Source organism: Anaerococcus lactolyticus S7-1-13 (genome assembly GCF_000758765.1).
GTDB classification, from domain to species: Bacteria; Bacillota; Clostridia; order Tissierellales; family Peptoniphilaceae; genus Anaerococcus; species Anaerococcus lactolyticus.
In genome coordinates, this window is the sequence record NZ_JRMW01000038.1 from 34,380 (window position 1) to 56,516 (window position 22,137).

Annotated in this window: 20 protein-coding genes and 2 pseudogenes; all 22 read right to left on the minus strand. The window is 31.3% G+C overall.

The features are described 5' to 3' along the window. Window positions 1-5: 5 nt before the first annotated feature. The gene (locus HMPREF1630_RS06475; protein WP_197049877.1) at window positions 6-1,127 is read right to left on the minus strand and encodes a DNA cytosine methyltransferase; all 1,122 of its coding nucleotides are present in this window, start codon (window positions 1,125-1,127) and stop codon (window positions 6-8) included. 170 nt (window positions 1,128-1,297) lie between these two features. Then, window positions 1,298-2,119, minus strand: a pseudogene (locus HMPREF1630_RS06480) (VirD4-like conjugal transfer protein, CD1115 family); the annotation flags it as partial. 11 nt (window positions 2,120-2,130) lie between these two features. Next, window positions 2,131-2,316 carry a transposon-encoded TnpW family protein gene (locus tag HMPREF1630_RS06485; RefSeq protein ID WP_037328226.1) on the minus strand — a complete coding sequence of 62 codons (186 nt, stop codon included), beginning with the start codon at window positions 2,314-2,316 and terminating at the stop codon, window positions 2,131-2,133. A 109-nt stretch (window positions 2,317-2,425) separates the two neighbouring features. Beyond that, the gene (locus HMPREF1630_RS06490) at window positions 2,426-3,433 is read right to left on the minus strand and encodes an ORF6N domain-containing protein (protein WP_000797009.1); all 1,008 of its coding nucleotides are present in this window, start codon (window positions 3,431-3,433) and stop codon (window positions 2,426-2,428) included. Between the two features lie 21 nt (window positions 3,434-3,454). After that, window positions 3,455-3,778, minus strand: coding sequence for a hypothetical protein (locus HMPREF1630_RS06495; protein WP_004830093.1), 324 nt, complete (start codon window positions 3,776-3,778; stop codon window positions 3,455-3,457). A 173-nt stretch (window positions 3,779-3,951) separates the two neighbouring features. Then, complete coding sequence (locus tag HMPREF1630_RS06500) at window positions 3,952-4,704, minus strand: phage replisome organizer N-terminal domain-containing protein (protein ID WP_037328232.1); 753 nt, start codon at window positions 4,702-4,704, stop codon at window positions 3,952-3,954. Between the two features lie 2 nt (window positions 4,705-4,706). Further along, entirely contained in the window at window positions 4,707-6,359 is a 1,653-nt protein-coding gene (mobQ, locus tag HMPREF1630_RS06505; protein ID WP_000852176.1) for a MobQ family relaxase, read from the minus strand. A 244-nt stretch (window positions 6,360-6,603) separates the two neighbouring features. Continuing rightward, the gene (locus tag HMPREF1630_RS06510; protein ID WP_009346081.1) at window positions 6,604-6,933 is read right to left on the minus strand and encodes a DUF3847 domain-containing protein; all 330 of its coding nucleotides are present in this window, start codon (window positions 6,931-6,933) and stop codon (window positions 6,604-6,606) included. Between the two features lie 83 nt (window positions 6,934-7,016). Continuing rightward, complete coding sequence (locus HMPREF1630_RS06515; protein WP_001074477.1) at window positions 7,017-7,433, minus strand: sigma factor-like helix-turn-helix DNA-binding protein; 417 nt, start codon at window positions 7,431-7,433, stop codon at window positions 7,017-7,019. A 265-nt stretch (window positions 7,434-7,698) separates the two neighbouring features. After that, window positions 7,699-8,283, minus strand: a complete 585-nt coding sequence (locus tag HMPREF1630_RS06520; protein ID WP_000791747.1) for an MptD family putative ECF transporter S component — start codon at window positions 8,281-8,283, stop codon at window positions 7,699-7,701. A 10-nt stretch (window positions 8,284-8,293) separates the two neighbouring features. Continuing rightward, the gene (locus HMPREF1630_RS06525) at window positions 8,294-8,998 is read right to left on the minus strand and encodes an energy-coupling factor transporter transmembrane component T (protein ID WP_025194627.1); all 705 of its coding nucleotides are present in this window, start codon (window positions 8,996-8,998) and stop codon (window positions 8,294-8,296) included. Window position 8,999: 1 nt separating this feature from the next. Further along, window positions 9,000-10,505 (minus strand): ABC transporter ATP-binding protein, encoded by a 1,506-nt coding sequence (locus tag HMPREF1630_RS06530; protein ID WP_037328239.1) that lies wholly within the window; start codon window positions 10,503-10,505, stop codon window positions 9,000-9,002. A gap of 2 nt (window positions 10,506-10,507) precedes the next feature. Then, a complete protein-coding gene (locus HMPREF1630_RS06535; RefSeq protein WP_037328240.1) occupies window positions 10,508-12,217 on the minus strand; it encodes an ABC transporter ATP-binding protein in 1,710 nt (569 codons plus the stop codon). After that, window positions 12,210-13,949: an ABC transporter ATP-binding protein gene (locus tag HMPREF1630_RS06540; RefSeq protein WP_037328242.1), complete on the minus strand. Its 1,740-nt coding sequence runs from the start codon at window positions 13,947-13,949 to the stop codon at window positions 12,210-12,212. Before HMPREF1630_RS06540 ends, HMPREF1630_RS06535 begins: the two co-directional genes overlap by 8 nt. A 103-nt stretch (window positions 13,950-14,052) precedes the next feature. After that, the gene (locus HMPREF1630_RS06545) at window positions 14,053-14,625 is read right to left on the minus strand and encodes a TetR/AcrR family transcriptional regulator (RefSeq protein ID WP_000079886.1); all 573 of its coding nucleotides are present in this window, start codon (window positions 14,623-14,625) and stop codon (window positions 14,053-14,055) included. Between the two features lie 75 nt (window positions 14,626-14,700). Beyond that, window positions 14,701-16,539, minus strand: a complete 1,839-nt coding sequence (locus HMPREF1630_RS06550; RefSeq protein WP_037328244.1) for a recombinase family protein — start codon at window positions 16,537-16,539, stop codon at window positions 14,701-14,703. 96 nt (window positions 16,540-16,635) lie between these two features. Beyond that, window positions 16,636-17,637, minus strand: a pseudogene (locus tag HMPREF1630_RS06555) (type IV secretory system conjugative DNA transfer family protein); the annotation flags it as partial. A gap of 481 nt (window positions 17,638-18,118) precedes the next feature. Next, on the minus strand, window positions 18,119-19,207 hold the full coding sequence (locus HMPREF1630_RS06560) for an aminotransferase class I/II-fold pyridoxal phosphate-dependent enzyme (RefSeq protein ID WP_037328247.1): 1,089 nt from the start codon (window positions 19,205-19,207) through the stop codon (window positions 18,119-18,121). Window positions 19,208-19,209: 2 nt separating this feature from the next. Beyond that, window positions 19,210-20,358: an MFS transporter gene (locus HMPREF1630_RS06565; RefSeq protein ID WP_037328250.1), complete on the minus strand. Its 1,149-nt coding sequence runs from the start codon at window positions 20,356-20,358 to the stop codon at window positions 19,210-19,212. Beyond that, window positions 20,349-21,047 carry an HAD family hydrolase gene (locus tag HMPREF1630_RS06570; protein WP_081931884.1) on the minus strand — a complete coding sequence of 233 codons (699 nt, stop codon included), beginning with the start codon at window positions 21,045-21,047 and terminating at the stop codon, window positions 20,349-20,351. The genes HMPREF1630_RS06565 and HMPREF1630_RS06570 overlap by 10 nt, the downstream gene beginning before the upstream one ends. Next, a complete protein-coding gene (locus HMPREF1630_RS06575; protein WP_002841637.1) occupies window positions 21,037-21,450 on the minus strand; it encodes an NUDIX hydrolase in 414 nt (137 codons plus the stop codon). The genes HMPREF1630_RS06570 and HMPREF1630_RS06575 overlap by 11 nt, the downstream gene beginning before the upstream one ends. A 1-nt stretch (window position 21,451) precedes the next feature. After that, entirely contained in the window at window positions 21,452-22,120 is a 669-nt protein-coding gene (locus tag HMPREF1630_RS06580) for an adenine nucleotide alpha hydrolase family protein (RefSeq protein ID WP_037328251.1), read from the minus strand. Between the last annotated feature and the right edge of the window lie 17 nt (window positions 22,121-22,137).

The window sequence follows — 22,137 nt, forward strand, 5'->3', positions numbered from 1 at the left end:
TTTATTTATTCTAACTTCTGTTCATTTTGGGCAAAAGTTAGAAGTTCTTCTTTTATCCCTGCCATAATATACTCTACACAAGGTAAGGCAATCGCATTTCCAAGTGCTTTATACCTCGCACTGTCTAATATAATTTTTCCGTCTTCTCCATATTTTGTGTAGTTATCCGGCAGTCCCATCAGCCTTTCACACTCTATCGGTGTTAAATATCTAATAAATCCCTCTTCTTCTTTTCCGTCTATCCAATACGCAAACATCGTTGGATTGGATGCTAATAGAGTTGGAAAAGGTTCATTTGGCTTTCCGAAGCTGTTTCTAAAAAGAGTTTCATTTCTTCCTTTTGCACCTCCTCGCATTTTTCTATCTTGAAAGGGTCTGATGTTTGGTATTTCCCTCCCTGTTTTATCAGAATTTCTTCGATTGGACTTGGTATCCTTATCTTCGATATTTCCGATAGTTTTAATATCTTTGAGCAAGTTTTCGGGCTTATATAGTATTTTATGGGAACGAAATCCTCCAAAATCACAGACAATAAATATTCTCTTTCTTCTTTGAAGGAGCTTAGGCTCTCCGAAATATTGGGCGTCCAAGACTCGTAGGCTATGCTCAAATTCTCTCCCTCGCACCATTCCTGCATTTGCCCATTTAAGTGTAGGCATTGGAATTTTGGTGCTACTGAAGGATTCAAGGACGGCTCTAAAATCCAACCGATCTCCTGATACAAAAGCTCCCATGACGTTCTCCCAAATAGCGAAAGTTAGATAACTCCCATTTGTTACACACCTCATTTCTCTTATCAAGCGTATCGCTTGATAGAAAAGAGATGATTTCTCTCCACTAAGTCCTGTTAAATCCCCAACTGTTGAAAAATTTTGACAGGGAGAACCAAAGGTTATTATATCCACCGACTCTATATCTCTTGCCTTTAATTTTGTTATATCTCCTAAATGCTCTACATCAGGAAAGTGTCTTTTAGATATAGATATTGCATTTTTATCAATTTCACTTGCCCATACTGTTTTTATCCCTACATTTTCTGCTGCTAAAGGAAATACTCCTATTCCATCAAATAAACTTCCAAGTGTTATTTCTCTTACTTTGCACCACCCCTTTTCTATTTTTACAATGCCATATTGTTGGCATCATCACTATAAAATTACATCTTTTACCTCCAATCTATACATAACAATTGGAGGACTTCTACTCTTTTTGAAATTTCTCATATTTCAAGGACTCCTTTTTTGTAATAAACTAAAAATAACTTCTGCTCATTTTGAACAAAAGTCACTAAGAAGATTTACACATCAGCTTCCAACACTGTTACCACCATATTTTCTTTTAAATTTACTTCATCTTTTCTCTTTAAGTATCTTTCTATATCAAAGGTATTTTTATCATTGTAGTCGGATAAAAGTCTATAATTCTTGTGCTTGGTAATGTCAAATTTATCAGAATAAAAAGGTCTTGCCCCTCTTATTTCCAAGATACACTTTCCACCATCCATTATTTTAAGTTCATCTCTACTCATCAGTTCTTTGCCGAGTTTTTGATAGTTTAGTCCAAAAGATTTTTGATTAGACCTTGTTTCTGATGTATTGTAAAGGTCTATGGTTTCTTTTCCCAAGTTCTCCGACAGCTCCTTTATTGTTGTTCCTTCTTTTCCACCTAAAAATAACTCACTATCACAATTCCCCTGAATCGTTTCAGCATGGTCTTTGTAAATGGCTTTAAGTTGTGATTTAGCTTGAAGGATAATACTTGCGGATATTTCTCTAGAACGAATGGTTGCAATGAGTTTTTCAAATTTTGGTATCTGCCCGATGTTGCTAAATTCATCAAGTAAACATCTTACATGAACGGGTAATCTTCCTCCATATTCGTCATCTGCTTTATCACAAAGCAAATTGAAAAGCTGGGTATACATCATTGCCACCACAAAGTTAAAGGTATCATCAGTGTCTGATATGATGATAAAAAGTGCTGTCTTTTTATCTCCTATGGTATCTAGGCCCATTTCATCATATTCCATTAAATTTCTTAGCTCCCCAATATCAAAGGGAGCAAGTCTTGCTCCGCATGATATAAGAATAGATTTTGCTGTTTTTCCTGTAACAACTTGTCAAGGACTTTCTAATCATTTTTATGAGGTTTTTTATCTTTTTCTCGCTCCATTTCTCTAAGCATTATCCTTTTCAATTTATCTTGCATGGTTTCAGTCGCATTTTCATTAAAATGGACAATAACCTCATAAGTTACTTTTCCAATCTTCTTTATAGTCTTTGTTCCTGTATTATGTTCATTTCTGTTTTTATTCATATTATTTTCCTCCTATTAGTTGCAATTAAAAAAGACGATAGAGTTTTATTTCTACCGCCTTTCGCAAGTCTTATAGCTATTCATTGAATAACGCTTTAGCATTTACATATTAAAGTTTCAAATCCTTATTGTTCAGCATTCCGCCAAACATCATATGATACATATCCTTGGAAGATTCCTCTATCTTTGTAATGCTTGATATTTTATTTCCTGCATCTTTTGATGAAGCTCCGCAAAGATAAAAGGCTTCATTTTCTGTTCCATAGTCAATAGCAATATACCTATCGTGATATTTTTTCCCTGCAACTTTCATCTTAAGATTGATATTAGGGTAATCTTTTCTAAAATCGTTTAGGATATTTTTTGTAAGCATATCCTTGTTTTTCACATTGTCGCTAAATACTATAACCTCAATATTGTCTTTTGCAGCCCTTAATAATTCCAAGGTTTTCAAACCTATATAGTTATCTATAACATAAATGCTTTCCTTTGCAGACTTATATATTTTTGTATAAGCAACATCTGCTTCAATCTTATCTCCATTCATTAAAAGGAAATGCTTGTAAGTGTCTGGATCTATAAAATTATCCATAACCTTTTTCAAATCTTCTTTTGTAGCCATTTGCAATTTTATTTCAGCTATATCCTTTGTATTTTGATTTGTCTGTACTGCTATTTGAACTAATTCTTTTGAACCGATAAAATCTTGGTTTTCAATGATAAAATCTTTCATTTGCTTAAATGTTCTAACTAAAGCTCTGCTTTGCTTAACAGCAAGTTCACCTCTTAATACAGTCATCAGCATATAAATACCTTGTTCTGTAAAGGCATAAGGATTGTATTTAATATTACTTCCTCTACCAGTACCTCTGTTCAAGGTGAAATTTTTGCACCTTGAAAGTTCTACCATTTCTTCGTCCGTTAATTGGAACATGAAGTCTTCACCTTCAAATTTTTCTGCGTTGTTTTTCACCTGTCTATTAAAGTTTTTAGTTTCATACCCATATATTTCGGCTAAATCTGAATCAAGCATTACTTTTTGCCCACGAATAAGATATATTTTTTCTTGTATAGTTTTATTATCCACAATAACTATCTCTTTATTTTCTTCTGCCATGAAATGCACCTCCAACATTATCTAAATTCTTTTATATTTTTCTACTCCACCTTCAGCTTTTCCGATGTGTTCCACATTTTTTACAAGTCCCTTATTTACATTTTCATAAAACCATCTACCAATCAATGCCGGAGGTGTTGCGATTAACTCTCTTAAAACAAATTCTTTGCCCTTCGGTAAAGAGCTAATTTTGTTTAATAAGGTAGTATATAGGTCAGCATAGCTTGTATTTTCTTGTAAACTGCTACACTTACAATATTCAGTAACGCTTGGGAAACCTCCCTCTATTGCTTTTTTAGTTAAGATTTCAAGTTCTTCATCGGTTACAGTAAATTGAATTCGCATTTATATATCCTCTCCTTATAACTGAGTTTATTACCATATCATTATCATTTTATCATAAATACGATATTTTTTCCATACTGCAATTTTGAGCCCTATTTTACACTTAGCTATAGTCTGATACCTATTTTATCATTAACGCTCTAAAAACACCTTTCCACCGTCTTATACGAGGCCTACAAGTGTTCCCCCTTGTCATAATCTTCAAAGGTATATACTTTTGATTTACTGCTCTCCTTTAATTTCCCTTTGTCTTGTTCGTACCAATGAACTAAGGTCGCATAATGATCTTTATAGTTTCTTCCCGTGCTTTGCAAATAGGTTGACAGCTTCTCTATCATTTCTTCCCTATGACCTTGCATTTTATCCTTTAACTTCCCATATTCTTCATCGGTTAAGGAAACATTTTTATATTCTCCATAAAGGTTGGGGGATATTTTTTCTATCTCCCCCTCTTTTTCTAACTCTATATCTATCTCTTTATCTATCTCTATATCTCCGTTGCAGTTTTGTTGCAAAAGGTTGCAAGGTGTTGCACCAGTGTTGCATTGCAACGCTTTTTGTCCTCTCGATTTTCTTGAACGCCTTGTAGAAGCTGTTTCTGAACCTATAAGACTTGGAATTTCTGTTAAAAAATACTCGTCATTTTCTGTAATTATCTCCATCAATCCTTGTGCTACAAGATAATTTACTATAACCATTACATCATCTTCCGTTTCATCAATCGTTAAGGCAAGCTCTTTGATAAAGTCTGTTTCTACTCCATCATAATACAGCTTCCCACTATCTTTTAAGCTAAGTAAAAGCAATTTAAGATAAATGATTGTATAGGTATCTCCTCCTGATATTTTTCTTAGCCTTTTGATTCTCTTATCTGTAAAAAAATCTTCTTTCAATTTTAACCAATAGTATCTTCTGTTGTCTGCCATTTTTATCTTTCCTCCCCTTTATTTTTATAATTTTCTTTAGCCTTTTCTTTTGCTTTTTGTTTGTACTGACCCTTTCTTTCCTCTTGCTCTTGAAATTTTTTCAGTTGTGCAATTACACTTGGTTTATCTCCCCTCTTAATTGCCTTGTCTATCTCTATAGATAAATCTATTCCATACTCGTCACCCACAATCTTTACTGCATATTTGATATGATCTATCTGCTTAAATTCGTCTTGAACTTTAGCTTTATCTTCAGTTAAGTCTTGTATCTCTTTTTCAAGGCTTGATATTTCTTTCTGCCAATCACTCGACTTTATAGCTGATGTTCCAGTAAATTTTTCTATAGTCTTTCTTGCTTTTTTGTAGTTTTCAATTTCATCTTTATGTGAATTGTAAAATTTATCTTTAAGAAAAGTTTTATCTTTATATTCCTGATATACCGCCTTATTTTCTTTGATGATGTCTGCACAAATAAAGCAACGATTTAACTCCTTTATTCTTTGGGTTTTGCTTTGAATATCTTCACTTATCTTTTTACTTTGCTTTGCCAGTTCAAAAACTTTTTCTTGTAGGTCTGCTATGGTTTGAAGATGATTATCTTTTAGATAGTAGATTGCTTTTACAAATCTCTTTAGGTCTGCATTTCCCTTTTTTATCTGTCCATAGTAGGATAGATTTTTTGTTTTTTCTCCCTGTATTTCGTTGTAGATAGAAATATATTCATAAAGGTTAAAGAGTTCTGCTTTGTTCTCCAGTTCATCTTTCTTGGTCTGTTTATACCCATCGTATTTTGCTTGCAGATTTCCAAGTAAAGAGTCTATCCAAGAAGTGATTTCTTTTATCTTGTTCTTGATAGCTTTTACTAAAGAGTTATGTTTTTTTATTTCTCTGTTGATGTTTCCTTTGTCGGTTTCGATTCCTTTTTTCTCTAAGGCACTGGCACTTGCTCCCATGTGAATGGTTGGGATTTCTTCTATCCCTTGCCTTTTGTAGGAACGATGATCCACTCTCTTTTCTTGATGATTTTTTTCTAAATACTGATTACAAAGTCTTGCAAAATTCTCTCTCCATTTCTCTGCGTTTCCTTTATTGTTCCAGTCTGTCAGCTCTACTTTTCTTGTTTTGTAGTTCCCGCTTTTTAGTTTTATCTTTTCTCCATTTTCATCAATTACATATTCTTTTTTGCTTTTTGCCTGCCACTCTCCTTTTTCATTGATTGGTCTAAGGGTAGTCATAATATGAGCATGTATATTGTTGTTATCTTCACTTGTTCTATCATGGATTGCAAGGTCTGCTATCATTCCTTTTGATACAAAATTTTCCTGTATAAAGTCGGTAATGAGTTTCTTGTTTTCTTCAAAAGATAATTCTTTTGGTAAAGCGATAATGAAGTTTCTTGCAAGCTGTGCGTTGCTTGCTTTCTCATTTAGTTCAACGCTGTTCCATAAGGTAGTTCTATCTTTTAATGCTATGGGGACATTCTCCGGCAAGAAAATTTCTGAATGTAAAAGTCCTTTTTTATTGTGATAGTCATGAACTTCTCCGTCCCATTCATTTTTGATTTTCTCGCAAGAGATATATGCTGCACTTGCAACTGCCGATTTACTTTTTCCTCTGCTTATCATTGAAATATTAAAGTGAAATGTTTCTGCCACTTTTAAACTCCTTTCATTTTTTTATTTGTTTTCAGGTAAAGAAAAAAGCAGACGGGTTATTTTTTGTATCTTTTCCTATCTGCTTTATCCGTATGTTTTTATTAGGTTTTGGATTTTCAAAGACTTGCTAAAATCCCTTAGTTTACTAAGGGCGCAATTATACACCCTAAAGGGTGCTTTGCGTCCTGCGGAGCTTTTTGCCCTTGCAGGGAGCTTCTGAAAAAACTAAGGTCTTTTATTTTATCTACTCTATGTCTGTTTCATCTTCCATATCTTTCCCATTTATCATTTCTTCATAGGCTTGTCTGTATTCTTCTGTGTGAGTAGAGATATTTAACAGTTTTTCTATCTCCTCATTGGTAAATATTAGAGGATTTTTAATGACCCTTTCTACTATCAATCCCCTTTGTATGAGCCTGTGATTTCTTCTTTTTCGTTCCTTTTCATTTGCCAGTTTTTCTAATTTTTTGCCTTGATTTTGTAATTGTTTCAGCTTTACATCGCACTTTTCTCTTTCTTCCTGAAGTTCAGAAATTTGTTCCTGTACTTCCTGTAATGTTTTTTCTTTCTTCATTTTTAATTCCTCCGTTTTGGTATCTGCTTGTTTCCATAAAGAAAGGTTAAGCACCTTTTTTGACACTTAACCTTTCCAAGTTTTTAGATTTTATCTTCTAAAATCTTTCTCAGTTTTTCTAAAATCCTATCCCTCCTCCCACTGATTGCTTGATGTGTAACTTTCTCTCTTCTGCTGATTGACCTTAGACTTTCTTCTTTGTAGAAGATGGCTTCCATTAGTTCTCGTTCTTCTTTTGTAAGAGTATTTAATGCTTTATGAAGTTCTTCAATTCGCATTTTTACTTCTACAATTTTTTCTAAGTCTATCTTTTCATCTATGATGTTATCTACAAAGTGTCCATCATGATCCAGTGCCGAAAATGGTATTACATTATGCTTCCAATCTTTTCTTTGGAGATACTTTTCATGCTCTGTTATCTTCCAATAGGCTTTGTAGACTTCTTCACTTACAGGTACGGCTTTGCCTTTTACATAAAGGTAATATTCTTTCTTTGCCACTTAGTCATCCTCCTTTTTAAGTTCTCTGTTTTGGTTTTGAGAATAAAAAAGGAGGACTTCTACACTTTGGCGTAAAAAGTCCTCTCGGCTTAAAAACTAATGTTTTATATAATTTTCTATTTGGTCGTTTCTGGTAAAGTATTATTGCTATGTGTAAGCAATTCCAAGAATAAAAAAGGATAATTATATCGTTCTGTGAAAACCGAAACTATAAGTTTTGACATAATTATCCCTCCATTATTTTCCCTCCTAAGTAAATTTATTATTAAATCACTCCTGCTTTTTCAAAATGCTTTTTGAGTATCTTTGTTGCAACGAATGCTCCTATGCAAGCAAGAACAAATGTTATCAAGGCAAAGCCTACTGCCCATGAAACTTTGAAATAAGATAATGCTTCATTTATTTGTGCTTCACTCATTTTCCATTTTGATGCTCTTTCCACAAAAGAAGCTGTTCCGAATAAAATCACAGGAATTACTGTCCCTAAAAAATCCGCTAATGCAAATATCCCATATCCAATAATCATTCGTCCCTTGCTCTCATAATTTCCTATAATCAAATCACATATAATTCCACCGATTACAGCAAAGACTGCATGAGGCAAATGTCCTCCTGACAATGCAATTAAACCAAGAAGCGTTCCTGATATTGTAAATACGCCCTTCTTTTTAACTTTCAAAGCCATAAGGATATAAACGGTAGCAGCTACCATAAAGCTAACTCCTGAAGCAATAAATCCTCCAATCACTGTTGTTGCCATAGCAAATGCAACCGCCATGTATATGACAATTCCAATTGCATTAAAGATTCCGATTGTAATAAAATCACGACCATTTAATTTGTTTTTCATAAAAGTCCTCCTAATAAATTTTCTGTATTACTATCACAAGAGCAATCATCAAAGCTCCTAATAGTCCAATCAACAAATCCGTTGTTCTAAACCTCAATTTTGTTAATGTAACCCTGTTCTCATCACTATCAAGTCCTCTAATGAGTGCTGAAGCTGACAGTTCATCTGAAATCTTAATCATTCTCATTAAAAGCGGAACAAGCGTATATTCAATATATTTAATTGGATGTAGCAAGGGGAAAAATCTACTTGTTACGATTCCTCGAATCTTCATATTCTCTTTTAATGCCTTGAGTTCTATTTTTATAGTTGGTACAAACCTAAGCAAAACACTAAAAGGTATACCAATGCTTCTTGGTACTTTCATTCTATTTAATGCTTCAAGCATTTCACTTACACTTGTAGTCTTTGTTATATATCCACCAAACATAGCAATTAAGGTCATCCTTGATGCAAAGTAAATAAACATATATATTGCAAATACGATACTTGCTTCACAAAACTTTCCAAGCCATAACTCTATGCAGTATAAAATCACAAAAAACAAAATAAAGCGTAATGCTCTTTTCCACATACTGCTGTATACATACAGAAAAAAGGCAAAGAGAATCAGTCCGAAAAGTAGAATTGTATCGCTTATAAAAAAGCTCGTAAATCCAACAATTGGAAGTAGAGTAAGTTTTATTCTCGGATCGACTGTTTTTCTATCCATCAAGTTATCTACCTCCTCTCATCTTGTCCAATATGAGAATTTTATTACTTTCACTCATATTCAAAACACTTTCTATTTTTCCATCTCCCATTACCCAGAGCTTACTCACTGTGTTCGCTAAAAACTCAAAATCATGACTTATCACCAAAACTGTTGTTCCATTTTTTAATTGTTCTTCAATTAATTTTGCCACTGAAAGCATTGAGTCTTTATCACAACCTGATGTTGGTTCATCATAGATAAAAACTTTTGCCTGTTTCATCATTCCACAAGCTATTGTGAGTCTTTGTTTTTCTCCTCTTGATAAAGCAAACGGATGCTTATCAATGTATTTATCTAAGCCAAGTACATTCAAAATAGACTTTGCCTTTTGTGTATTTTCTTTTTTATCTTTACTTGAAATACCAAGTAGCATTTCATCAAGTACACTTTCCGAAAACAACTGATAATCTGAATCTTGAAAGACAAAATATGACATATCCATTAAATCTTTATGATTAAGCGACTTATCTTCTCCCGCCCATATTGTTCCATCTTTTATCTTCTCAAGTCCTGAAATCACTCTTGCAAAGGTAGTTTTCCCGGTACCATTTAAGCCGATAAGACCAATGGCTTTTCCACACTCCATATTGAAATCAAGATGATTTAAGATGTACTGTTTTTTCTTCTTTCCATCCTTAGCTACATTCGGATAGCAAAATCTCAAGCCTTTTCCGTTGATACTTTCATCATTTAATTGATATGAATCTTTCTTCTCACTTATCCTGTATTCTTCTAATTCAAGAATTCTTAGTCCATTTTCATCCCAAAACTCCCCTTCAAGATGGATAACTTCTTCCCGACTCAAGTCCTGTGCAATCTCTCCATCTTTCACCAAAAGAAAACGGTCAAATAAAGATTTTACATAGTACAAACGATGCTCAATTAGAACAACTGTTGTTCCTTTTTTCTTTAATTTCTCCAAAATTAAAAACAGGTCAAATGTTGCTTTCATATCCAAATTTGCTGAAGGTTCATCTAAAATTAAAACTTTCGGATTCATCGCATAGATGCTTGCAATAGCTATCTTTTGTTTCTGTCCGCTTGATAATTCAAAAACAGATTTTCCTTTCAGTTCCTCAATATCCAGTTCTGCATATACTTCTTCTACTCTCTGTTTGATTTCCTTTCTTGATTTACAAATCGTTTGAAGACCAAAAGCTATTTCTTCATCTGTAGTTGTCGTAAAAAACTGACTTCTTGGATCTTGAAATACAGTCCCTACAATATGCCCTATTTCATGAAGTAATAATTTGCTTATATCTTTTCCTGACACAAAGGCTTTTCCTTGCATTTTGCCTTTGTAATAATGCGGAATAAGACCATTCATTACACTTCCAAGAGTACTTTTACCGCTTCCACTTTTCCCTGAAATCAAAACAAATTCACCTTTTTTAATTTCAAGATTGATATTTTTTAAAGCAATTCGCCCATCTTCCCATTCATAAGAAACATCTTTTAACAAAATCATGATTATACCTCGTACTGAGCTTTCCATAATTTTGTGTAGTAACCATTTTTATCAAGAAGTTCCCCATGCTTTCCTTTTTCAAGTAAATTGCCTTTTTGAAACACGAGAATTTGGTCAGCTTTTTGAATTGTTTTTAAATGATGAGCCACTACAAGTACAGTTCTATTCTTTGCGAGTTCTGTAATGGCATCTTGTATCAAGGATTCATTTACAGGATCAACATTACTTGTCATTTCATCAAGAATTAAAATAGGTGCATCCTTTAGAAAAGCTCTTGCCATAGATATTCTTTGTCTTTGTCCACCTGATAAAATCCCACCATTTTCTCCAATATCAGTTTCATAACCTTTTGGTAAACTCATAATGAAATCATGTATCCTTGCTTTCTTTGCAGCTTCAATGATTTCTTCTTTCGTTGCTTCTTTTTTACCTACCCTGATATTTTCTTCAATCGTGTTATCAAACAGTTGAACATTTTGCATGACAATACTAATGCGATCTAAAAGCTCATCATAAGGAATATCCCTTATATCAATTCCTCCGAGGGTAATTTTCCCTTTATGCACATCATAAAATCTTAAAAGCAAGTTGGTTATCGTAGTCTTTCCACTTCCTGATTCTCCAACTAAGGCTGTCATTGTCTTTTCAGCAATAGAAAAGTTCAAGTTTTCCATTTTAAATTCGTCTTTTTCGTAGGAAAAATCTATGTTTTCAAAAGCTATATCATTGTCTTTCGGAATAATTCCATTCACTTTATCCGGGATTACATCGGCATATAAAATTTTTGAAAGTCTTTCGTAACTATCTACCGCCGAAACATAGTACATATAGTGTTGTTCCATAGAAGCGAATGGCTTATAAAACTCTTTTGAAATTACTGCAAAGATAATAAAATTAAGTACATCAAGACTTCCCTTTATAACAAGTATTGCTCCTGCAATTAAAAGAACTAAATATCCAATATCCAGTAAAAACCCAAATATAGATAGCTGTTTTGCCTTGAATCTTGAAGCTACTTTGCTTGTTTCTCCAAATTTTTTTGTCTTGTTCATAAGCTCATTATCCAAGCTTTTATTGTTTGAAAAACTCTTTAGTACAGGTATTCCTCTAACATATTCAACAAATAAGCTAACCATATCAAGAAGTGCTGAATTATTCTGATTCTCTATTCTTTCAGATTGCTTAATTGTCAGATATAGAAAGACAAGTGCAATCGGAACAGATACAGCCATTAGAATAGCAAGTTTGAAATCAATACTTGCAAGACCGATAAATACGACTGCACCTATCAAAAAATCGCCAAACATTCTCGACCACATGTGTCCTACAACAAGAGACATATTATCAACATCTTTGTGTAAAATTGTATTGATCTCTCCCAGTCTTTCATTGGTATAAAATCCCAAACTGAATTTTTTCAATTTAATAATCATGCGTTCTCTGATTTGCTGAACAATATCAAAACCTGCACTATGCTTTTTCATATCTGCAACCATATTACAAATGCCTTTGAATACTACAAGTAACCCAATTGCAATAAAACCTTTATATAAACTTGCTAAACTCGTCCCATCAAATATCTGAAACAGTATAGAAAATACAATAACAATCATGGCTATGGAGCTTAGTCCATAAAGGGCAAAGAATACACTTGATATAATCAAATCTCTCTTGCCGGTTTTTGTAAGCAGCTTTAACATTTCTCTAAACATTTTCTGTTACCACCTCTTTCAAATTCCATCTATCTACCTTGTTCTGTGCTTCAACCATATCCTTATAGAACTCACATCTTTTCATCAACTCTTCATGGCTTCCTGCATCAAGAACAACACCCTTATCCATAACTATAATTTGGTCTGAATCTCTAATTGTGTTTAGATGATGAGCAATTGTAATGATGGTTTTATCCTTGCTTAAATCGTCAATTGCTTCGCCGATAAGTCTTTCATTTTCACTATCAACAGCCGCCATTGCTTCATCTAATATTAAAATCGGTGCATTTTTCAGTATCATTCTTGCTATAGAGATTCTTTGTTTTTCTCCACCGGATAACTTAACTCCCATTTCACCTACTCGTGTTTCATATCCATTTGGCAATGCTGAAATAAAATTATGGCATCTTGCTTTTTTAGCAGCTTCTATGACTTCTTCTTTTGTTGCATTTAGTTTTCCAATTGCTATATTTTCAAAAATACTTAAGTCAAAAAGGATAACTTCTTGTTGCACACTACCAATCAGCATTGAGATATTTTCTTGACTATATTCTTTTATATCTTTTCCATTTATCAGTATTTGTCCTTCATCTGCATCCCAAAATCCCATAAGCAAATTAGATACCGTACTCTTTCCACAACCGCTTGCTCCTACAAAGGCGTTCAAACTATTTTTCTTAAAATTCAAATTGATATTTTTAAGCTCAAAGCTATCTTTTCCGTATGCAAAATTCACATCTTTAAATTCTATGTTTCCAAATTCTAAACCTTGTTCTGTCTTTTTGTTTGGAAGTGGAACTGTTAATACTTTCCCTATCGCCTTTAACGCTTCCTTAAACACAATAGAAAAATGTTGCAATGTAGCTGTCTTACTTATAGAAGCAGTAAAAGCAGACGATAAAATAATGGCAAGGATAAAATTAGGCGTTGTAATATTTCCATGATAAAGAAATATGCTTCCCAAAATCATGACAATAACCACTCCAATTTCCATAAATATGTCAATGAGTCCCATTGGAATTGTAACCATCCCCATGCTCTTTTTAACCCAGTAAATATATTCTCTTGCCGTTTTTAATGTTCTTTCACTAATTTCCTCTTCTTTAGCAAAAGCCTTAATCACAGAAATATTTTTTACATATTCCATTAGCTCTTCTCTCATTCTGTTTTCATGATTGAAGTAAATCGCAAAGTTTTTATCCATTGTTTTCTGTGAAAGAACTTTTACCAAATACATGAGTGGAACTCCGGCAATCATCCCAAGAGCAAGACGCCAATCCACAAAAATCATAGCTACAAAAATAATGGTAGGCAGAAGTGTAACTGACATTATTTCAGGGAGACCATGAGCAAGATATACTTCCACTTGTTCTACATCATGTTGGACAATGTTGGTAAGCTCTCCTGTATTATGTTCTTTAAAGAATCCCAAACTTAGTTTTTTCAGATGACCGATAATATCTAACCTAAGTTCTGTTAATTTTTCGTATGCTTTCTCATGGGCAACCTTTGTTGCAAAATAATAAAATACTCCTTTTAATACAAACGATATAAAGATTCCCAAAAATATATACTTTAAATTACCTTCGTTAATATTGTTTGTAATTAAAGAACTAATCAAATATACGAGTAAGATTTGTGGTATCAAATCAAATACTATTTTTAAAGCAAGAAGTGAATTGGATAAACCGTTTTTCCCAATCACTTTTTTTCTTAATTCTTTTTCCGGCATGAACAACTCTCCTTTCAAAATTGAATAATATTGAATTTTAATTCAGTATTAAGGTTTAAAGTAAGACTTTGCTGATTACGCAAAGTCTATTTTTTTGTGCTGATTATAGGGATTCCACTCCCTTGTAATAACACCTTGCAATAAGTTTTAGCATATCTTTTGCCCACTTTTCACTTTGATAATGCCTTGCTATTTCAAGAAGTCCCTCTGTAAAGTTACTGGCTAAAATATGGGCAAGCATTGGATCATATTCCTGTTTCGATTGTCTTTTTAAACTTACTTCAATATGAACCTGCATTTGTGATATGAGTTTTTGTTTTGCTTCTGTATGCTTTGTACCTGAGCTTTTATCCATTAAAATAATTAACTTCTTACGATCTTTTAAAAGTTCATGAATATAATTTTCTCCAACCTCATCAAACCTTTCAGAAGCAGAACCTTTTTCCAAAGATTCTTCCTCATTAAAAGCTGACTCGAAGTTTATATAAACAGAACTTACTACTGCATCAAACAAAACTTCCTTATTTTTGAAATAGGTATAAATGAGTGCCACAGGAATATCTGCTTCTTTTGCAATTTCTGTTAATTTGGCACCTCTATAATCCTTTTTATAAAATACTTTTTCTGCTGCTTCGAGTATTCTATTTCTAACTTCTTCTTTTAATACTTGTGCCATAGCACACCTCTTTCTATTCCAATACTGAATATATATTTAATAATAAATCAAAATTCAATATTTGTCAAGATAGGTTTAAATATTTGTTTTTATATACTCACTCACCGGTATCCCCACTCTTTTCAAAACCTTTATTTTCTCCTGTTTCTTCTGTTCTCTCCTTGCCTTATATTTATCTTCATACTCTTTCTGTTTTCCGCTTGCTTTTCGTTTCAGGTAATTTTGATGTAGCTTGTCTTTTCTTTTCTTTATTTTTCTTTCTTCTTCCTCAAGTTTTTGTTTTTCTTCATCACTTAACTCCGCCTGTGGCAGTTCATAATTGCCTATGAAATTAAAGTAAATTTCTATCTTTTGCTTTGATGTCTGACTTCCTTTTCTATCTCTTTCATGTACGACAATCTTTTCTACAAACTCATTTATCATTGTGGTTGTAAGTTCATCAAAGTTTTCATAACGACTGATAAGAGATATAAATTTTTTAGCTCTGTCTGTTTCTTTTTCATATCTTGATACCTGCTGCTCCAAATCCTTAATTTCTTTACTTAAAGTTATCTGCTCCGTTTCATATTGGTTATTTAGTATTTCATATCTGCTATTTGGTATTTTGTTAAGGATCATATCTTCATAGATACGACACATCAGTCTTTCTAATTCCTGTAATCTTCCTTTGCTGTCAATAAGCCTTGTGCGTTTCTTTTCTATCTCTATTTTTTCCTTTTCTTCCATTTCATTTTGAATGGAACGGATAAAGGCTTCATTATCTTCATTAAGGTATTTTTTAATATCTTTTAGTGTTTCCCTAATAAGGTTTAAGACCGCTTCTGCTTTTATTCTGTGTGCTGATGGACAAAGTGTGCCACAAGGTGTTTTGGTATAGGCACTGCAAGTGTAATAGGGAATATTCTTATAATTGCTTGTTCTATGAACATACATCTTGCTCCCACAATCTGCACAATGCATTAGTCCTGTGAGTGGGTGATATTCTCCCCAACCGTCAGGATACCTTTTTACATTTCCTCTTATCCTTTGCACATTATCAAAGGTTTCTTGGTCTATGATTGGCTCGTGTGTATTTTCAAAAATAAGCCAGTTATCCTCGGATACATATTTGCTTTTCTTGTCCTTGAAGTGCTTTCTTGTTTTGAAATTGACTGTATGCCCCAAGTATTCCTGTTTCTTTAAAATGCTTGCTATTGTTGAGCTGCACCAACGATAGGGATGTTCAAAGTTTTTGCTTTGATATAGTCCATAGCCTAATTTCTGTTGATGATAGGCGGGTATATCTACTTTTTCACTCTCCAATATCTTTGCTATTCGATACGGACCATTGCCTTGCATGGTCAGGTTAAATATTCGCCTTACTATCTCTGCTGCTTTTTCATCTACTATCCATTTGTTTTTATCTTTTTCATCTTTGATATAGCCATAAGGCGGTGTGCTTGCAGTATGTTTCCCACTTTCGCCTTTTGACCTGAAAGTCGATTGTATTTTTCTTGATGTATCTCTTGCATACCATTCATTCATGATATTTCTAAAGGGAGTAAAATCATCTTCTCTGTAAAAGCTATCTACATTGTCATTGATAGCGATTAGTCTTACTCCCTTTTGTCTTAAAATCTCCATACATTGACCGACTTTGAGATAATCTCTACCAAGTCTACTCATATCTTTTACGATGATACAACCGATATTTCCACTGTTTACTCCGTTCATCATTGCCATAAAGCCCGGTCTGTCAAACTGGGTTCCACTTATTCCATCATCTGTAAAATGTATGATGTTGGATAAATTATTCTTACTTGCATATTCTTCAAGGATTTTCTTTTGATTGACGATTGAGTTACTTTCTCCTTGAAGCTCATCATCACGACTTAATCTCTCATAGAGTGCCGTTACCTTTTCAAAATTCCTCATTTTTACCCCCTTTCCCTTAATTTCTCAAATAAAAAAGAATTAAGAAGTACATATTTCACTAAAACAGTGATTAAGTGTTCTCCTTAATTCTATTACTCCCGCAGCTAATTTGTACTTTTTATATTGCTTGACTGCAAAATGGTTCGGTTTTTCTTTTTCTAATGCTTCAAAAATATAATCTACTGCATTTTTGAAATTCTCATCTTCTTCTCTAACCTCACTAGCATCAATAAAAGCAAGAAGTGTTGCAAAATTTTGTTCTTCAATCGGTGCTTCATAATATAAATAACCTATTAAGGCTGTGTAATACAATCGCTCGGCTTTCGTCCAAAAATCCTCACTGGATTTTTCTCCTTCTCCCTTAGTATTCACCATTATTGTCTGCACGAGTTTCAATATATCTTTTTCACTTCTTAAGTAAGCAAAGGGATTGTAATGCATTGATTTTTTGAAGTTTATTGTATTTAATACCTTAATTTCATATCCATTTTTCTCAAGCATCTTCCCACACTCAACAAGGACAGTTCCTTTAGGGTCGGTAACAACATAAGATGAATGCATTTGCATAAGGTTCGGTTTTACAAAAAATCTGGTTTTACCACTTCCGGATCCTCCTACTACAAGCACATTTTTATTCCTCGCATATTTAGGAATTTTCGGTCTGCTGTTCATCGTAAGCCGTTCTGTATTGGTAAGTAAGATGTTGTTTTCAAACTTTTCATCTACATAAGGCTCAATATCTTTACAACTCCCCCATCTTGCAGAGCCATATTCTCTCCCTTGACGAAATTTTTTGGCATTTTTCTTTTTGTTATAAACTATAAACCATATAACTGCTGAAAATATTATACCTGTAAGTAGGTCATTTACTCTAAAAGAGGGCAAATAAGACATATTTTCAATATCTGATAAAGCAACGATACTTCTATCTATAAAATCTCCACCTGTGTAGCTGTTTACCTGTCTTGAGAATATATTGCCTATATAAAAGAAAAAGAGATAAGGTAAGTTTAATAATACAAACTTTTTCTTATCTCTTATATGAAACACATTCTTTATGTCTTTTATTACTTCATTTAATATTTTTATACTACTCACTTCCTTTCTTTGGAAAAAATTATAAGTTTTTTAATATCTTCGCCTTTTATCAATTGAATAATAGGAAATCTTAACCCCTCTTCTCTCAAAGCAATGTGTATATCATTCGGTATTGATAATTCAACATTTTATTATATTATGTTCTTTATCAAGCGTGGGCGCATAAATTTATTCTTTTATTATTCAAACACTAAAAATAAAATAAGACATGATCATTCTCTCTTATTTTTGTCAGAGGATTTATGAATTAAAATTATAATTACCTTCGGGAGTTTATTATCTTGAACTAACTTACTAGCTTAATAAGACTATATCTTATTTCTGCTCATCTATCTACAAATTTGCTGTTTTTCTCTCTACCATACCTCATTACGTAAAATTTGCAAGTCTCTATAGGTTTTTTAATAACTTTTTTCTTTCCAAATTTTAATTGTAGATACAAAAAAAGAAATAACAATTTGTTATCTCTTTTAATAATATTTCAACTTATATTATTTATAATTTTTTCCAATTCAAAAATAAATTTATCAATCTTTTCTATTTTACAAGCTAAATTAACTCTAAAATATTTTTCAAATAGTTTATATTTAGATGAAAATACAACTTTTATTTTATTCTCTTTTAAAATTTTTTCAAATAATTCTTCAGATATCCCTAACGCATCATAATTAACCCAAGCTAAATAAGAACCGTATGTTAATTCATAATTTAACTTATTTCTAAATTTGCTATCTAATTCTTGCTTAAAATACTGCTTATTTTTTAGTATTATATCATTGATATCATCTAACCAAAATTTCCCTTCCATAGAATATAAGCATTCTGTTAAATAATATGAAAAAATATTTGGAGACATTAATCCATCAGATTTAATTTCATGTACTATTTCATCACAAATCTTTTTATTATAAGCTATTAAATATGCTCCTCCAACACCCGAAATATTAAATGTTTTTCCAATTGTTTTCACAACAATACAATTATCATATTCTATATTTACAGCACTAAAGAACTCATTTTGCACTATATCTCCATATGCTTCATCAACAACTAAATATATATTGTGTTTTGAGCATATATCAACTATTTCTTCTAATTTTTCTTTGCCTATGATTTTCCCTGTAGGATTATGTGGATTTGAGATTATTATACAATTAATTTTGTTTTTAATTATAAATGTTTCTAAATGTTCTTTAAAACATTCTTCAAATAAATTCAAATAATTATAATCAAAAACTCTATATAAATTTAAAATATCATTATAACCATTATAACAAGGTATAAAATTAAGTATATTTACCTTATTACAAGAATCAATTATTTTCTTTATAGCATACTTTATCGAATGGGTATATACAAAATATCTATCATCAATAATTTGTCCATATTGAATATAAAACCATCTTTTTATAGACTCTGAGTATTGTTGTGAATCAGGATTACCATATCCCAATTTATTTATATTTTCCAGATACTTTCTAATAGGAAATTCAAAATCCATTTCTGCTATTCCAAAATCCAATTTGTATTTGGTTCTAATAACATCTTTTAAATAAAAATCATTTCTCATTTTTATTCCTTTTTATTCCTTATACACATATTTGTTAAAATTGGTAATACAGCCATACTCATCGCAAATAAGGGAAGCTTTTGAATACTATATTTTATAGCTACTCCACCAAGAATACCTCCCAATGAAATACCAAAATTTATAAACGACATATTTAAACTTAGTAATTTTTCAGACTCTCTATTATTTCTTGATTTATTAATTAACATTTTTTGTATCATAGGTCCACTTGCCCACTGTATAACACTCCATAAAAATATTAAAAAAGATAATATGTAAATATTTTTAAAAATATAGATTATAGGTAGCAACAAAGTATATACAATTAATATAATCTTTAAACCTTTTTTTTCTGAACATTTATTTGATATTTTAGAACTAATATAACTTCCTAAAATGCCTCCAACTCCAAATATAAAAAGCACTATAGAAACGCTATTATTTCCATTATTTTTTAAAAATGGATCAATATATCCCATAAATATCATATTAGAACCTAATATACAAATTGTAGTAAATAGTAACATGATAACTTCAATATTTCTATACCATTCTATTTTACTGTAATCATCACAACAATCAATTTTATTTTTTATAAAAAAATCATCAAATTCAATACAATAAACAGTTAATATTACAACAAATATAAAACTTGCTGATAACAACTGAGGAACTACTCTCCATCCAAAATTATTAGATATATGTGAATATGTTGGAATTAAAAATGTATTAGCAGCTGCAAATGCACTATATAAGATACCTAAATTTTTGCCAACTTTTTTTAAGCTTGAAAACTCTGTTATATATCCAAAACATTTTGTAATTAAAAATGATGCTATACCTGCTGAAATTATTCTTATTATAAAAAAAACTTTTATATCATGTATATAAGCTATTAACAAATTAGAAAATAATAAGAATATAACCGAGGTTAAGATAGATATTTTATAACTAAATTTACCAAATACTTTTATTAATCCTGGTCCTAAAATCGCAAAAGATAATGCATATACCGATGAAATTTGTCCTGATAAAGACAGTGATATACTAAAATCTTTAGATATATCATCTATTGACCCTAAAAAACACAAAGCCATGCTAGCTGAAAAAAACACAGTAATCCATAAAACAATTATTTTTTTCAACTCCATACTATATTATCCTTAAATTGTTCTAATATATCTTCATTAAAATTGTAGTCTAATGTAACCAATTTCTCATAATCTATGTGAAGTGTATTAAATCCCAATTTAATTGATGGCTCTATATCATTTATATATGAATCACCAATCATAATAGTATAGTGTGGTGTTATATCAAATTTATTAATTAAATAATAAAATGCTTTTAAATCTGGCTTCTCATAACCTATAGACTCAGAAATAATTATATTTTCAAAATATTTACTTATTCCTAACTTATTTATTTTCATTTCTTGTTCTTTCTTTAAACCATTAGTTAGAATATAAAGTTTATAATTATCTTTCAAATTAGATAATATATTATTTATTTTTGATTCAATGAACATTTCATTAATCAAAATATCAAACATTCTTAAATAAAACTCTTTACAAAATTTTCTAGATTTATCTATTCCTAGTTTTTTAAAAGTTATATATGGCCTAATAATCCTAAGTTCATTCAAATCTATTTTTCCTGCTACTATATCATTCCACAATACTTTGTCTTGAATTAAATACTCCTTCATAAAGGTATTATAATCAACCTCTTTTATATTTAAATCTTTATACAATTCATAATGGGCTTTTTCCCAAAAATATTTAAAATTATATAAAGTATTGTCTAAGTCAAATATTATAGTTTCAATTTTATTCATCATTTTTATTTCCTATTTTTAATGCCTCCTTTATAGCAAATTCTGTTATACCTGATGATAAATCACTTCTTTGACCATCATCTAATGATATCCACTCATATGAACCAATTTCTCTTCCAATAATTATTTCTCCATTTATTTTTTTATTATTTAAATGAAATAAATACGTTTCTAATTGACTATTTTCAAATTGAGAGTTTGTATAAAAAATACCCAAAAAATCAAAATCATTGTCTACAGTATTCAAATTTATTTCTTCATTCAATTCTCTTTTTAATGCATCTAATGGTGTTTCTGAGTTTTCTATCTTCCCACCAGGTAAAATATAATGAGTTGGATTTTTTTTCTTTTTAACAACTAGCATTTTGTTATTGTTTATAATTAATGCTGAAGATTTTCTTATCATTTTATTTATACTCCTTATTTCCCAACAATAAATCAATATGTTCTCTGCAATAATGAATTTTATCTTCTATATATTCTTTTATTACTGAATCATCTGGTTCTGTAAATGAATCACCAAAAATAGACACTCCTTCCAAGGATTTATTAGATATTCCAAATTCAAGTAATGCATATTTAACAGCTTTCTTATCTCCAAATTCATATATAGGAGATTCATATGTTATATTATATTCCTTTTCAAAATTTTTTAACATTTCCATAGCAATAATTTTTTGTTCCACTAATTCATCTTGGTATTTAACAACTCCATCTAATAATTTAGTAATTCCATTTTGAATACAATAGGCTGTCGCAGCAGCGTGTATTGCCATTTTATCACCTAACAAAACTAAATTACATTTCCACTTCAATATATCTTTTTCTATATCTTTTATTGCTATTTTCCTTAATAATGCGCTTGTAGAAAGAAAGTGTCTTTCTATGACAACATTAGGAAATCTTTCAATCAATTCTTTAACTCTTATTTCAGATAATTCACTTTTTATTCCTATACCACTAACTCCAGTAAGTAAATGAACATTATTTCCCTTACTCGCTTCTAAACAAGCTACTAATGATGAATCTTTTCCACCAGTAAAAAGCACTGCAACGGTTTCTCTTTCTTTATTCATTCCCAAATACCTCACTT

Bases quoted from the DNA above. Each gene is read 5' to 3' on its own strand.
- HMPREF1630_RS06485 (WP_037328226.1), bottom strand. From the start codon at position 2,316: ATGAATAAAAACAGAAATGAACATAATACAGGAACAAAGACTATAAAG.
- HMPREF1630_RS06490 (WP_000797009.1), bottom strand. From the start codon at position 3,433: ATGGCAGAAGAAAATAAAGAGATAGTTATTGTGGATAATAAAACTATA.
- HMPREF1630_RS06495 (WP_004830093.1), bottom strand. From the start codon at position 3,778: ATGCGAATTCAATTTACTGTAACCGATGAAGAACTTGAAATCTTAACT.
- HMPREF1630_RS06500 (WP_037328232.1), bottom strand. From the start codon at position 4,704: ATGGCAGACAACAGAAGATACTATTGGTTAAAATTGAAAGAAGATTTT.
- HMPREF1630_RS06510 (WP_009346081.1), bottom strand. From the start codon at position 6,933: ATGAAGAAAGAAAAAACATTACAGGAAGTACAGGAACAAATTTCTGAA.
- HMPREF1630_RS06520 (WP_000791747.1), bottom strand. From the start codon at position 8,283: ATGAAAAACAAATTAAATGGTCGTGATTTTATTACAATCGGAATCTTT.
- HMPREF1630_RS06530 (WP_037328239.1), bottom strand. From the start codon at position 10,505: ATGATTTTGTTAAAAGATGTTTCTTATGAATGGGAAGATGGGCGAATT.
- HMPREF1630_RS06535 (WP_037328240.1), bottom strand. From the start codon at position 12,217: ATGTTTAGAGAAATGTTAAAGCTGCTTACAAAAACCGGCAAGAGAGAT.
- HMPREF1630_RS06540 (WP_037328242.1), bottom strand. From the start codon at position 13,949: ATGCCGGAAAAAGAATTAAGAAAAAAAGTGATTGGGAAAAACGGTTTA.
- HMPREF1630_RS06545 (WP_000079886.1), bottom strand. From the start codon at position 14,625: ATGGCACAAGTATTAAAAGAAGAAGTTAGAAATAGAATACTCGAAGCA.
- HMPREF1630_RS06550 (WP_037328244.1), bottom strand. From the start codon at position 16,539: ATGAGGAATTTTGAAAAGGTAACGGCACTCTATGAGAGATTAAGTCGT.
- HMPREF1630_RS06560 (WP_037328247.1), bottom strand. From the start codon at position 19,207: ATGAGAAATGATTTTTATTTAAAAGATGTTATTAGAACCAAATACAAA.
- HMPREF1630_RS06565 (WP_037328250.1), bottom strand. From the start codon at position 20,358: ATGGAGTTGAAAAAAATAATTGTTTTATGGATTACTGTGTTTTTTTCA.
- HMPREF1630_RS06570 (WP_081931884.1), bottom strand. From the start codon at position 21,047: ATGATGAATAAAATTGAAACTATAATATTTGACTTAGACAATACTTTA.
- HMPREF1630_RS06575 (WP_002841637.1), bottom strand. From the start codon at position 21,450: ATGATAAGAAAATCTTCAGCATTAATTATAAACAATAACAAAATGCTA.
- HMPREF1630_RS06580 (WP_037328251.1), bottom strand. From the start codon at position 22,120: ATGAATAAAGAAAGAGAAACCGTTGCAGTGCTTTTTACTGGTGGAAAA.